The sequence below is a fragment of the Phaeobacter sp. JH20_26 genome, from assembly GCF_048056275.1.
Taxonomy (GTDB): domain Bacteria; phylum Pseudomonadota; class Alphaproteobacteria; order Rhodobacterales; family Rhodobacteraceae; genus Phaeobacter; species Phaeobacter bryozoorum.
Map to the genome: position 1 here is coordinate 100,372 of NZ_JAYMWL010000022.1, position 11,990 is coordinate 112,361.

Below are 11,990 nucleotides of genomic sequence, written 5' to 3' on the forward strand. Positions count from 1 at the left end.
CACTTGGTTATGGGAGCGTTGCCAAAACCCGTAACAATTGGACATAATATGGTCCAAATAGCAGCCTATGTCGTTAACACAAATCTGTTAGTGCAGTCATAAGGCCGCCGGGATCCGCCTGGCGCATGATGAGGATCAGAGACCCCGAACGGGGCCGAGAGCAGCACCGGAACCCGCGATGCTTGAGTTTGAAAACGTGAGCAAGTCCTTCTGGACCGGCACCCAGCGCAAGGTGATCCTTGACCGGGTGTCCTTTCGCGTTGAACTTGGTAAATCCATGGGGGTGCTGGCGCCGAATGGCACCGGCAAGACCACATTGATCAATATGATGGCGGGGCTGGAAAAACCCGACGAGGGCGATATCCGCCGGGGCTGCCGGATTTCCTTCCCCCTCGGCTTCATGGGTGGCGTTATCAACCGCCTCTCGGCGATGGCCAATGCCCGCTATATCGCCAATCTCTATGGGCTGGATCCCGATTATGTTGAGGCCTACTGCCGCTGGCTCTGCGGTCTGGGGGAATATTTCGACCAACCGGTCGGCACCTATTCCTCCGGGATGCGGGCGCGGTTCAGTTTTGCACTGATGCTGGCGCTGGATTTTGATATCTTCCTCATCGACGAGGGGATGCCCAGCACCACGGATGTGGAGTTCAACAAGAAGGCCGGCGCCATCCTGCAGGAGCGGCTGGAAACCACCACCATCATCATGGTGTCGCACCAGCCCAAGACGCTGGAGAAATTCGTCCGCTCTGCGGCTGTTCTGGTTGATGGCCAGTTGCATATGTTTGAAACCTTGGAAGAAGCGAAACAGCTCTATGACTACCAAACCCAAGGCGAGTAAATTCCGCGTCCGCCGGAGCGGCACCACGGCAGCGCAGCCTGCCGCCGCGCGCCCCGTGCCGCCACCGGGCGCCGCTCAGGCTGGCGCTGGCGCCCTGTCTGCAAGTGCGGCGAGTGCTACACCGGATAGCGCTACGGTCAAACCGACAGCCGCAGATGAGCCTGTCATCATCAAGGAACCCGCCGCCGCGCAATCCGGCGACGCGAAACCCGGCAAGCCGTCCACCAATCTGGATGACATCCGCAAGGAAGGGCTGACCGGCCGTCAATTGCGACTGGCGCGCCGCATCGCCCAGAAGAACAACCTGGCCGCCACCTCTGATTTCGACGCGGTCCGCCAGCTGCGACTAAAGGGCATCGATCCGTTCCAGCGCGCCAATATGCTGGAGCTTGTGGTCCAGCCCAACAAGGCCCAGCCGACGGGCAGCCCGCCTGCCCCGGGCGGCGTGCAACTGCCGCAGACAGTCCCCGTCGGCAAGATATCCCTGCCCGCCCAAGAGCTGAGCCCTGCGGAGCGGCGCAACCGGGAAATCAAGCAAATTCAGCGCGATATCGCGCGCCGCCGTCGCCGCCGGTTGCTTCTGCTGGGCGCGCGTCTGGCGTTTTTCGTCATGCTGCCCACGCTTCTTGCGGGATATTATTTCTACAGCGTCGCAACACCGATGTATGCCGCGAAATCCGAGTTCCTCGTGCTCAAGGCTGACAGCGCAGGCAGTGGTGGCGGTCTTGGCGGATTGCTCAGCGGCACCCAGTTTGCCACCAGCCAGGATTCGATCGCGGTCCAGAGCTATCTGCAATCGAAGGAGGCGATGCTGCGGCTGGACCGCGAGATCGGATTCAAGTCGCATTTCACCCAAGAGTGGATCGATCCGATCCAACGGCTGAACGACAACCCCACCAATGAGGAAGCCTATAAGACCTATTCGCGCCACGTGAAGATCGGTTACGACCCGACCGAGGGTGTGGTCCGCATGGAAGTCACCGCAGCCGATCCGCAGATCTCGGCGGAGTTTTCGCGCAAGCTGATTAGCTATGCGCAGGAAAAGGTGAACCAGCTGTCGGTGCAAAAACGCTCCGATCAGGTGGGGGATGCCGAAACCGCGCTGGAGATGGCCGAAGAAAAACGCCGCAATGCCCAGGAAACACTGGTGCGGCTGCAACAGCGCGGCACCGTGCTGGACCCCGAAGGCGTGATCATGTCGCTGCGTTCGCAGATCAGCACCTTTGAACTGCAGCGCCAGGAAAAGGAGCTGGAGCTGGCGGCCCTGCTGGACAATACCCGCCCAAATCAGGCCAAGGTGGATGGCGCGCGCGCCGATATCGCGCGGCTGAACAGCCTGATCCAGCGGCTGAACGATCGCATGATTGACGCCTCGGCCGGCGAAAACTCGCTTGCCAGCCTGACGGTGCAGATCCAGATGGCGCAGGCTGATCTGGCGACCCGCGATCTGATGCTGCAATCGGCGCTGCAACAGGTTGAACAGACCCGCATGGAGGCAAACCGCCAGGTGCGCTATCTCACCACGGCGGTAGAACCCGTTCCCAGCGAGGAAGCGACCTATCCCCGCCGATTTGAAAATACGATTTTGGCATTCCTGATCTTTTCCGGTATCTACCTGATGTGCTCGCTTACTGCGTCCATCCTCCGAGAACAGGTTTCGTCATAACGCCATGAAAAATATTTCCGTCGCCGATCTCAGCATCGGCAATGACCGCCCGCTGACCCTGATTGCAGGACCCTGCCAGCTGGAAAGCCTCGATCATGCCCGCATGATCGCGGGCCAGATGAAAGAGGCCTGCGCCAGATACGGCGCGCAATATGTGTTCAAGGCGTCCTACGACAAGGCCAACCGGACCTCGCTCTCCGGCAAACGCGGGCTGGGCGTCGATGAGGGGCTGAAGGTGCTGGACACCATCCGCCGCGAATTTGATGTGCCGGTGCTGACCGATGTCCACACCGAGGCGCAATGCGCGGTGGCGGCTGAGGCCGTGGATATCCTGCAAATCCCGGCGTTTCTGTGCCGCCAGACCGACATGCTGCTGGCCGCAGGCAGGACCGGCAAGGCCGTGAACATCAAGAAGGGCCAGTTTCTGGCGCCCTGGGATATGGCCAATGTGGTCGCCAAGGTGGAAAGCACCGGCAATGAGAACATCCTTCTGACCGAGCGCGGCACCTCCTTTGGCTATAACACGCTGGTGGCTGACATGCGCTCGCTGCCGCAGATGGCGCAGGGCGGCTACCCGGTGGTGATGGACGCCACCCATTCGGTGCAACAGCCCGGCGGCAAGGGCGGCTCCACCGGTGGGCAGCGCGAATTTGCGCCGCTGATGGCGCGGGCGGCAGTATCGCTTGGCATTGCGGCGGTGTTCATCGAAACCCACGAAGACCCGGATAACGCGCCCAGCGATGGGCCCAACATGATCTACCTCGACCAGATGCCGAAGCTGATCGAGACGCTGATGCGTTTTGATGCCCTGGCCAAGGCCGATCCCATCCGCATCTGATTGACAAGAGAGCCGAGTGACATGACCAAACCCATCCCCGAGGTGCGCCCGAACACCTGGAGCTTTCTGCGCGATCCGATGATCACGCCCACCGGTTTTCGCGAATATGACGCGCGCTGGAAATACCCCGAGGAAATCAACCTGCCCGGCATGACTGCGCTGGGGCTGGGACTGGGCACGCAGATGCACAAGCGCGGCATCCCGCCGGTGATCGCCGTGGCCAATGACTATCGCGACTATTCCGTCGCCATCAAACAGGCGCTGATCATCGGCCTGATGCAGGCTGGCATCGAGGTACGCGATATCGGCCCGGCGCTGTCGCCGATGGCGTATTTCGCGCAGTTCCATCTGGATGTGCCTGCCGTGGCCATGGTCACCGCCAGCCACAACCCGAACGGCTGGACCGGGGTCAAGATGGGCTTTGAACGCCCGCTGACCCACGGCCCGGACGAAATGGGTGAGCTGCGCGATATCGTCCTGAATGGTGAGGGCGTGGCCCGTCCCGGCGGCTCCTATCAGTTTGTGGATGGCGTAAAAGAGGCCTATCTGGACGATCTGGTCGGGGATTTCAAAATGTCTCGCCCGCTGAAGGTGGTCTGCGCCACCGGCAACGGCACCGCCTCGGCCTTTGCGCCGGAGCTGTTTGAGCGCATGGGCGTTGAGGTGGTCGATAGCCATAACAGGCTGGATTACAGCTTTCCGAACTACAATCCCAATCCTGAAGCGATGGAAATGCTGCACGACATGTCCGCCAGCGTAAAAGCCTCGGGCGCTGACATGGCGCTTGGCTTTGATGGCGACGGCGATCGCTGCGGCGTGGTGGATGATGAGGGCGAGGAGATCTTTGCCGATAAGGTCGGCGTCATAATGGCGCGTGATCTGAGCAAGATTTACCCGAATGCGACCTTTGTCGCGGATGTGAAATCCACCGGGCTGTTTGCCTCCGACCCCGAGCTGAAGGCCAATGGCGTGACGGCGGACTACTGGAAAACCGGTCACAGCCACATGAAACGCCGGGTGAAGGAGATCGGCGCGCTGGCAGGGTTCGAAAAATCCGGCCACTACTTCCTCGCCGAACCTGTGGGCCGGGGCTATGACTGCGGCATGCGGGTCGCGGTCGAGATCTGCAAGCTGATGGATCGCAACCCCGACAAGAGCATGTCGGATCTGAGGAAAGCACTGCCCAAGACCTGGGCGACGCCGACCATGTCGCCCTATTGTGCCGATACCGAGAAATATACCGTGCTGGAGCGGCTGGTGGAGAAACTGGTCGCCAAGGCCGAGGCGGGCGAGACGCTGGCAGACCGCCCCATCAAGGAAGTCGTCACCGTGAACGGTGCGCGTGTGATCCTGGATAACGGCTCCTGGGGGCTGGTGCGGGCATCCTCCAATACGCCGAACCTTGTTGTGGTCTGCGAAAGCAGCGAGAGCGAGGCCGAGTTGCGCCAGATCTTTGCCGAGATTGACGCGGTCATCCGCACCGAACCGCTGGTCGGGGACTACGATCAGACCTTTTGATCATTCCGGCAGCTGAGATAAAAACGCCCGCCATTGGCGGGCGTTTTTATGTTGTCGGCACTGTGGGATCTGGCCACTCGAATCTGGCGGCTGGATCAATCGCCGCCCAGAAGCCGCAACAGCTGATCCTTGGCCTCTTTCTCGATCCGGTCGCGGATGGCCTCATTGATGTCCTGCTCCGGCGCGATCTCTGTATCCAGCTCTTCGGCCAGCTTTTGGCGCAGGCGATCCTTGGCCTGTTGTTCCACCGCGTCGATTTCCGGCTCCAGCGCGCGTTTCAGATCCGGCCGAATCTTGGGATCGCTCCAGGGACCGGTGATCGCAACGGGGATCGACAGACGGGTGCTGCCGTCGCCGCGTTGCAGGCTCGGGGTGAACAGGTAGTCCAGATCCTGAGCCCCCAGCCCGATGCGGCCTTCTCCTTCGGCGCGCAACCCGCGCAGGCTCAACAGCAGATCCTGATTGAGCAGATTGCCGCCCTCGATCGTATAGCTGGCGGTCAGCCGGTCAAAGAGGGTGCTGCCGCCATTGCCGCTGCCGCTGCGCATCAGTTCTTCCAGATCGAAGCCGGTAAAGAACCCCTTGCCGACCTCCAGCCAACCTTTGCCGCTGAGCGAGGACATGATCTCTGCCACCGAATTGCCGACACCCAGATACTCAAGCTCGCCCAGCGCCTCACCATTGAGGCGGTCATAGCCCATGGTCTGCCCCAGCGCCTGTTCCAGCCGGATATCCTGAAAGCCCAGCTTACCGCCGACCGACAGCCCGTTGCGGTTGTTGACCACCAGCTGCCCCTGCAACTGACCGTCAAAGACCGTGGCGGGCTGGAATTTCAGAACCGCACGCGACCGGTCAAGGGTCAGGTCCAGCGAGCTGGGCCCGAGGCGGACAGATCCGGTCTCCACCCCCTGCACCTCCAGCGAAATCGCGGCATTGAGCGCGGCGAGCCAGCTGAAGTCCATCGGCGTGCGCGACCAGCCATCGCTGACCGGATCGTCACCATTGCCCGCAGCGGCGGCGGCCGGCAGATCGGCCTCTCCCGAGGGCAGCAGCGCCGACAGATCCAGCTGATCCCCGCTGAGCCGCGCCGTCACCATCGGCACATCGCCCAGCACCACGTCGGCAGCTCCGCGCAGCCTGTTGGCATCCGCCTCCAGCGTCAGATCCCGCAGCGCCAGCCGCCCGTCGGGGGTATAGGTGAGATCAGACCCGATGAGCCAGCTGTCCACCACCGGGGTCTCGATCCCCTCTGCCGCACCAAGCACCGCAAGGCTGCGCGCCAGATCGGTGCTCTTGCCGGTCACCCGCCCGGTGGCGGCGCCATTGATATCCGCCCGCCCGTCAAAGCGCAGCTCCGTATCGTCAGCGCTAAGCGACGCCCCGACCGAGGCCACCTGACCCGCGAGGAAGGCCTCGAACGTGCCGATTTCGGCGGCGATCTGCACCGGCGCCCCGGCCGGGCGCAGCGTCACATCGGCAATCACGGTGCCCGTGGGATCAGGCCATTGCAGCGCCAGGTCGACCTGTTTCATCTCAATCGGGGTTTCGCCATGGGGGGCGTATCGCAGGCTGGCGCCGGTGAGGGTCAGCGCCTCGATGCTGATCGGCAGGCTCTCCATCGTGCCGGAGGGGGCCGCCGGGGTCTCCGCCGCGCCGGATGCGAGTGGCTCAAGCACCCAGTTGCCGGTGCCATCCGCGCGGGTGCTGAGGTTCAGCTGCGGCAGGACAGCCGACAATTCGGTGATCCTGACCTGACCGCGCAGGAGATCCGCCGCCGCAACCCCAATGGTCAGCCGTTCCGCCGTCAGCATCGGCTCAGGCCCAGCCCAGGGCGCGTTTGACAGCGCCACACGGTCTGCCTTCACTCCCAGCGTCGGCCAGAGCGTATAGCCCACGCGCCCGCCAAAGGTGACCGTGCGGCCGGTCTGCTTTTCGATCTGGGTTGCCGCCAGCTGGGCCAGCTTCTCCCCTGGCAGCAGTAACAACCCAGCCAGCAGCAGCACCAGCGCCACCACCAGCGCCGCAATGACCCGGACTATCAGCCTCATCACCCCACTCCTCTTGCCTTGCCCCCGTATTCCCCACGGGGTTTTGCGCAGCTTACCGCCTGCGCGCAGGGGTGCAATGCAGGAAGCCCCCGCGCAGCATCAAAGGTTTGCATGTTTGCATCAGAGGTATATCGCAACCGGAACCGCTGGCGCAGGCCCAGACGCGCGAGGGCGACAGCACAGGTCACAGCACAAAATCGCCCACTCTTCGCGTCTCACTTGCGCTCGGGATCACTATGGCTGTTCCGCAGGTTACGGGCTCTGGCCTGCCACCTTCAACACAGGAAGCGCGATATTGCACCGCCCCGCTGCGCAGGTGGTGACGCTGAATACCCCTGTTTTCCTTGCCTCCTGCCGCAGTCCTGATATATGCGCGCGCATGACACAGACACCCGGTTCAGCCAACCCGCCCAGCCTCCGTCCCGACCTTGCCCCGGAACCGCAGTTCCGCGACAAACCCCGTGACGGCCAGCCGACCCTCGGCATGGTGTCGCTTGGCTGCCCAAAGGCGCTGGTCGACAGCGAGCGGATCCTGACCCGGCTGCGCGCCGAAGGCTACGGCATCTCGCCCGACTACGCGGGCGCGGACGCGGTGATCGTCAACACCTGCGGCTTCCTCGACAGCGCCAAGGCCGAAAGCCTGGAGGCGATCGGCGAGGCGCTGAAGGAAAACGGCAAGGTGATCGTCACCGGCTGCCTGGGTGCCGAGCCGGACTATATCCGCGAGCATCACCCACGCATCCACGCGGTCACTGGCCCGCATCAGTATGAACAGGTGCTGGACGCGGTGCATTCCGCGGTGCCGCCCAGCCCGAACCCATATGTAGACCTCTTGCCCGCAACCGGCGTCCGGCTCACCCCGCGGCACTTCAGCTATCTGAAGATCTCCGAGGGCTGCAACCACAAGTGCAAGTTCTGCATCATCCCGGACATGCGCGGCAAGCTGGCCTCGCGCCCGGTGCACGCGGTGCTGCGCGAGGCGGAGAAGCTGGTGGAGGCCGGGGTGCGCGAACTCTTGGTGATCAGCCAGGACACTTCCGCCTATGGCCTTGACCGCAAGTATTCCGCGCATCCGTGGAAGGGCGCCGACGTGCGCAGCCATATCCTCGACCTTTCCCGCGAGCTGGGCAGGCTGGCCCCGGCAGAGGACCTGTGGGTGCGGCTGCACTATGTCTACCCCTACCCGCATGTGCGCGAGCTGATCCCGCTGATGGCGGACCCGGACAACGCACTGCTGCCCTATCTGGACATCCCCTTCCAGCACGCCCACCCGGATGTGCTGCGCCGCATGGCCCGGCCCGCGGCGGCGGCCAAAACGCTGGACGAGATCCGCGCCTGGCGCGAGACCTGCCCCGATATCACCCTGCGCTCCACCTTCATCGTCGGCTTCCCCGGCGAGACCGAGGCGGAGTTCCAGCACCTGCTCGACTGGATGGACGAGGCGCAGCTGGACCGGGTCGGCTGCTTCAAATACGAAAACGTCGACGGCGCGCGCTCCAACGATCTGCCGGACCACGTGCCGGAAGAGGTGAAGCAGGAGCGCTGGGAGCGGTTCATGGAGAAGGCCCAGGCGATCTCCGAGGCCAAGCTGGCGGCAAAGGTTGGCCAGACGATGCAGGTTATCGTGGACGACATCGACGAGGACGGCATCGCCACCTGCCGCACCAAGGCCGACGCACCGGAGATCGACGGCAACCTGTTCATCGATGAGGGAACCGACGGGTTGCAGGCGGGTGATCTTGTGACGGTCGAGGTGGATGAGGCCGGGGAGTATGACCTGTGGGGACGAGTGATATAACTAAAGAGCGCGACTTCGAATTCTTCCAGAAGGCAAAGCACTATAGGCATGTACTTCAGATTCATCAATCAGATTTGCCTGACTGGCGAACTGATCTGCCGGATCTCGCTTTTGCATGTGACTGCGCTTTTTCTACTGTCGTTTCGGTCTTCGAGAGAGCTGAAAATATCTGTTTGCTCCAAATCGACAAAGACTTGCACCGCCGCGCCGCAGTTGCTGCATCAATGTTTCAGAATCTTGCGTTGGTTGAGGCCGCAATCGCAAATGGCCAGTATGTGGGCGCTTCGACGCTAATACGACAGGAACTTGAAGGGCTTGATGTCTTGCGTGGTATCCTTGATGGCAAACAGATCGATAGCAAAAACCCACGTATAAAAGCACTGCGCAATCTCGGATTAGGGAAAATCTACGGGTTGTTGTCCGGCATTGCCCATCTTACGTCGCACGACCGGCTATCCCACCTCACCGGCGGTCGTCCCTATAGATATGAAACTCAATATAATCGTAATTTCTGCGAACTTCTGGTCAATTGCCACGTGCTAGCCATGGCTGGATTAGCTACGATCGTGGCCTTCGACCACCGAAATCTTAGTCAAGAACACTTAACTGACTTAGAAAAACACCACAGTGCTCTTGCACTCTCTGTGCTTAGCGAGAATGGGTTTATGAATTTGGTCACTACCAGCGCCTGACCCTAGGTGGGTGCGAAGCGCCCTCTCCGTTTTGCCGGAGGCAAACCTACGGTTTGACGGGAGGTTCAGGAGCTGCCCGCGCTTTGCGCGGGCTTGGGGTTCGCCCCCTCGCGCCAAATCCGTGCTACGTTCTCCACCAACCGCTACCAGCCTAGGAAAGCGTCCAGCCATGCCCTGACACCGCAACATTACCGCTTGCCGCGTTGTTGGTTGGACGGGGTGGACCGGGATGGATTGTGGCGCGCGGGCTTTTTTGGGCTGCCTGTGACCATCTGCCCTTCGTCCGGCGGCGCGGCGCCGCTATATCGTCAGGTATCAGTGTTCAGCAAAGAGGCACCCACCATGCCGACCCCTCAGGATGACAGCACGGAGGTTCTCTACAACGGGGAATGTCCGGTGTGCAGTATCGAGATCCGCCATTATGCCAATCTGGCGGAGCGGCGGGATTTGCCGCTTAGGTTTGATGATCTGAACTCGCAGGATCTGGCGCTGTGGGGCGTGGATGCCGATAGCGCGGCGCGACGGCTGCATGTGCGCCATCGGGGCGAGGTGCTGAGTGGCATCCCGGCGTTTCTGGTGCTTTGGGCGCAGATGCCGGGATATCGCTGGGTCGCACGGATCGTCGGGTTGCCCGGTCTGCGCCAGCTTGCATCGGCGGCATATGATCACCTTCTGGCGCCGACGCTCTATCGCTGGCACCGCCTGCGGCAGCGTCGCGGGTCGTAGCTGCGATCCGTCAGTCGCGCAGCACCATCAGCTGATCGGCATTGCGGCAGCCGGGCATCGGCGCCTGTGATCGCTCGCGGGTGGCAAGGAAGGCCTCGCAGTGCAGGGTCGCGTCGCAGCTGCGGCAGCGGGTGATCATCGCGGCCCAGTCCTCGGGAGGGATCCGGCCTGCGGCCAGCGCAGTGCTCAGCTCAACCCCCGCAGCCTGCCCCATCCGGGCCATCAGGCGCAGGTGATGGAGCGGATCGCCCAGCGGCCGCATCCTAGCGCTCCTGCTCTGTCTCCGTATCGTTCAGAAAGGCCAGCAGATCGCGGTTGCGGCAGAAATCCGGCGCGTCGGCGCCTGGGCGGCCCCCCTTCGCCAGCCAATTTCGGCAGGCACCGACGCCGCCGCAGCGGGTGCAGCGCAGCACCGCCTCGGCGATCTCGTCAAATCTCAACCGGCCCGAGATGGCTTCTTCCTGTAGGTCCAGCCCCACGGTTGTGGCCATGCTGTCGAAAAGATCGGCATGGGTCTTCAGGTTGTCCCTGCGGCTCTGATCGGTGTAGGTGGTCATCTCGGCGCCCTCGGAAATCAGTCATTCTGAGGGCAGCTTAGCCATCTCCGGCGTATTGCGATTTGATGCAGGTCAAAAGGGCGCGTACCCGGCGGTCAGCTGCTCCTCGCCGGGTCGAGATAGGCGCGCACCGCGTCCTGAACCCGGCGAAACCGGTCGCCGCCCAGTTTCTTGCCGCCATACCAGCGGGTGACGATGATCAGGTGATCGCAGAGCCCCTCGCGCTCCATCATGCGCAGGATGACCATACCGGCGCCGCTTTCGCCGTCATCGGCCTTCAGCGCGCCGGTGGGCAGCTGCGCGGCCCAGGTGTTATGGGTCGCCTTGGCATAGGAGCGGTCGGATTTCAGCGCCGCCAGAACGGCGTCGATCTGCTCGCGGCTGGTGACCCGCGCACCGCTAACCGCATAGCGCGAGCCGCGATCGGTCAGCACGACGCCCAGCTGCCTCAGCGAGGCGACGGCTTGGTCCAGATCGCTCAATTCAGGTTATATTTCTGGATCGTCTGATTGACCACGCGCACCCGGTCCGGGTTGGCCGGATGTGTGCCCAGAAAGCGATCGCCCGGATCCGGCAGCCGGTTGAAGAAGCGCACCCCGATGCTGGGACGATACCCGGCCTTATGGGTGATGATGGTACCCAGCTCATCCGCTTCCAGCTCGAAATTCTTCGAATAGGTGCGCGCGCCGACCACCGCGCCAAGATCCTGGGCGCGGGCCACATCCGCCGCGCTGGCGCCAGAGACGCTGGCAAGTCCCGCCAGCAGGATCGAGCCTGCCACCGCGCTTTGTCGTTTGCGCGCCAGATGGCCGCGAATATGGTGGGCGGCCTCATGGGACATTACAAAGGCCAGCTCATCCCGATTGGCAATCTGCCCCAGCATCCGCTGGGTGAAGGTGATCACCGGACGCCCGGACCGGTCCTGGCTCTGATAGGCATTTGGCGGGGCATTGGGGTTGGGGTCGATGCGGATCAGGAAATCACAGTTCAGACCCGGCGCACGCGCCCGGCATTCCCGTTCAGAGACGGGCTCGACCACGCGGGTGACCGCCGCAAAGGCGCTGCGCCCCTCGGCCGGGGACAGGCCCTGAACCGGCGCGCCAGAGGGCCGCGCGGTGGGCGCAGACCCGGTGTCAACCACAACATCACAGGCCGCAAGACCCATGGTGATGGCACATCCCATCAACAGCAACACCCGACGCATGACATCTCCTTTGCTTTGTCTGTGCCATCTTATCGCGACAGCGGACCGAGGATCAATTGCATGAAGCTCCGGCGGCTGCAATCTGCTGCAAGATCACGTGAT

General features: G+C 62.7%; 12 protein-coding genes. 7 read left to right on the forward strand and 5 right to left on the reverse strand.

The genetic code is table 11. From position 1 onward, the window contains the following. Window positions 1-178 precede the first annotated feature (178 nt). From VWY60_RS17395 to VWY60_RS17410, 4 genes are read left to right on the forward strand one after another with little or no spacing between them, the layout of a single operon-like run. Entirely contained in the window at window positions 179-841 is a 663-nt protein-coding gene (locus VWY60_RS17395) for an ABC transporter ATP-binding protein (protein ID WP_340546182.1), read from the forward strand. Continuing rightward, window positions 816-2,507, forward strand: coding sequence for a capsule biosynthesis protein (locus VWY60_RS17400; protein ID WP_416541284.1), 1,692 nt, complete (start codon window positions 816-818; stop codon window positions 2,505-2,507). The genes VWY60_RS17395 and VWY60_RS17400 overlap by 26 nt, the downstream gene beginning before the upstream one ends. Before the next feature lie 4 nt (window positions 2,508-2,511). Then, on the forward strand, window positions 2,512-3,345 hold the full coding sequence (gene kdsA / locus VWY60_RS17405) for a 3-deoxy-8-phosphooctulonate synthase (RefSeq protein WP_416541285.1): 834 nt from the start codon (window positions 2,512-2,514) through the stop codon (window positions 3,343-3,345). A 21-nt stretch (window positions 3,346-3,366) separates the two neighbouring features. Further along, window positions 3,367-4,863, forward strand: coding sequence for a phosphomannomutase/phosphoglucomutase (locus VWY60_RS17410; protein WP_340546185.1), 1,497 nt, complete (start codon window positions 3,367-3,369; stop codon window positions 4,861-4,863). 95 nt (window positions 4,864-4,958) lie between these two features. Here VWY60_RS17410 and VWY60_RS17415 read toward each other — a convergent pair whose 3' ends face one another. Further along, the gene (locus tag VWY60_RS17415) at window positions 4,959-6,911 is read right to left on the reverse strand and encodes an AsmA family protein (protein ID WP_416541286.1); all 1,953 of its coding nucleotides are present in this window, start codon (window positions 6,909-6,911) and stop codon (window positions 4,959-4,961) included. Between the two features lie 379 nt (window positions 6,912-7,290). Here VWY60_RS17415 and rimO point away from each other — a divergent pair, with 379 nt between their 5' ends. From rimO to VWY60_RS17430, 3 genes are all read left to right on the forward strand, one after another. Continuing rightward, window positions 7,291-8,709: a 30S ribosomal protein S12 methylthiotransferase RimO gene (rimO, locus tag VWY60_RS17420; RefSeq protein ID WP_416541287.1), complete on the forward strand. Its 1,419-nt coding sequence runs from the start codon at window positions 7,291-7,293 to the stop codon at window positions 8,707-8,709. After that, window positions 8,691-9,401: a hypothetical protein gene (locus VWY60_RS17425; RefSeq protein ID WP_416541288.1), complete on the forward strand. Its 711-nt coding sequence runs from the start codon at window positions 8,691-8,693 to the stop codon at window positions 9,399-9,401. Before rimO ends, VWY60_RS17425 begins: the two co-directional genes overlap by 19 nt. Window positions 9,402-9,743: 342 nt before the next feature. Next, the gene (locus VWY60_RS17430) at window positions 9,744-10,127 is read left to right on the forward strand and encodes a thiol-disulfide oxidoreductase DCC family protein (RefSeq protein WP_340546189.1); all 384 of its coding nucleotides are present in this window, start codon (window positions 9,744-9,746) and stop codon (window positions 10,125-10,127) included. A 10-nt stretch (window positions 10,128-10,137) separates the two neighbouring features. Here VWY60_RS17430 and VWY60_RS17435 read toward each other — a convergent pair whose 3' ends face one another. From VWY60_RS17435 to VWY60_RS17450, 4 genes are all read right to left on the reverse strand, one after another. Continuing rightward, window positions 10,138-10,389 carry a DUF6455 family protein gene (locus VWY60_RS17435; protein ID WP_416541289.1) on the reverse strand — a complete coding sequence of 84 codons (252 nt, stop codon included), beginning with the start codon at window positions 10,387-10,389 and terminating at the stop codon, window positions 10,138-10,140. A 1-nt stretch (window position 10,390) separates the two neighbouring features. Then, a complete protein-coding gene (locus VWY60_RS17440) occupies window positions 10,391-10,684 on the reverse strand; it encodes a DUF6455 family protein (RefSeq protein WP_416541290.1) in 294 nt (97 codons plus the stop codon). 95 nt (window positions 10,685-10,779) lie between these two features. Further along, on the reverse strand, window positions 10,780-11,166 hold the full coding sequence (locus VWY60_RS17445; protein ID WP_340546192.1) for a YigZ family protein: 387 nt from the start codon (window positions 11,164-11,166) through the stop codon (window positions 10,780-10,782). Then, complete coding sequence (locus VWY60_RS17450; RefSeq protein WP_340546193.1) at window positions 11,163-11,888, reverse strand: M48 family metalloprotease; 726 nt, start codon at window positions 11,886-11,888, stop codon at window positions 11,163-11,165. Before VWY60_RS17450 ends, VWY60_RS17445 begins: the two co-directional genes overlap by 4 nt. Between the last annotated feature and the right edge of the window lie 102 nt (window positions 11,889-11,990).

What these genes read in the sequence shown, in the direction of transcription:
- VWY60_RS17415 (WP_416541286.1), bottom strand. Translation starts at nt 6,911, where the DNA reads ATGAGGCTGATAGTCCGGGTCATTGCGGCGCTGGTGGTGGCGCTGGTG.
- kdsA (WP_416541285.1), top strand. Translation starts at nt 2,512, where the DNA reads ATGAAAAATATTTCCGTCGCCGATCTCAGCATCGGCAATGACCGCCCG.
- VWY60_RS17395 (WP_340546182.1), top strand. Translation starts at nt 179, where the DNA reads ATGCTTGAGTTTGAAAACGTGAGCAAGTCCTTCTGGACCGGCACCCAG.
- VWY60_RS17450 (WP_340546193.1), bottom strand. Translation starts at nt 11,888, where the DNA reads ATGCGTCGGGTGTTGCTGTTGATGGGATGTGCCATCACCATGGGTCTT.
- VWY60_RS17440 (WP_416541290.1), bottom strand. Translation starts at nt 10,684, where the DNA reads ATGACCACCTACACCGATCAGAGCCGCAGGGACAACCTGAAGACCCAT.
- VWY60_RS17435 (WP_416541289.1), bottom strand. Translation starts at nt 10,389, where the DNA reads ATGCGGCCGCTGGGCGATCCGCTCCATCACCTGCGCCTGATGGCCCGG.
- VWY60_RS17430 (WP_340546189.1), top strand. Translation starts at nt 9,744, where the DNA reads ATGCCGACCCCTCAGGATGACAGCACGGAGGTTCTCTACAACGGGGAA.
- rimO (WP_416541287.1), top strand. Translation starts at nt 7,291, where the DNA reads ATGACACAGACACCCGGTTCAGCCAACCCGCCCAGCCTCCGTCCCGAC.
- VWY60_RS17410 (WP_340546185.1), top strand. Translation starts at nt 3,367, where the DNA reads ATGACCAAACCCATCCCCGAGGTGCGCCCGAACACCTGGAGCTTTCTG.
- VWY60_RS17400 (WP_416541284.1), top strand. Translation starts at nt 816, where the DNA reads ATGACTACCAAACCCAAGGCGAGTAAATTCCGCGTCCGCCGGAGCGGC.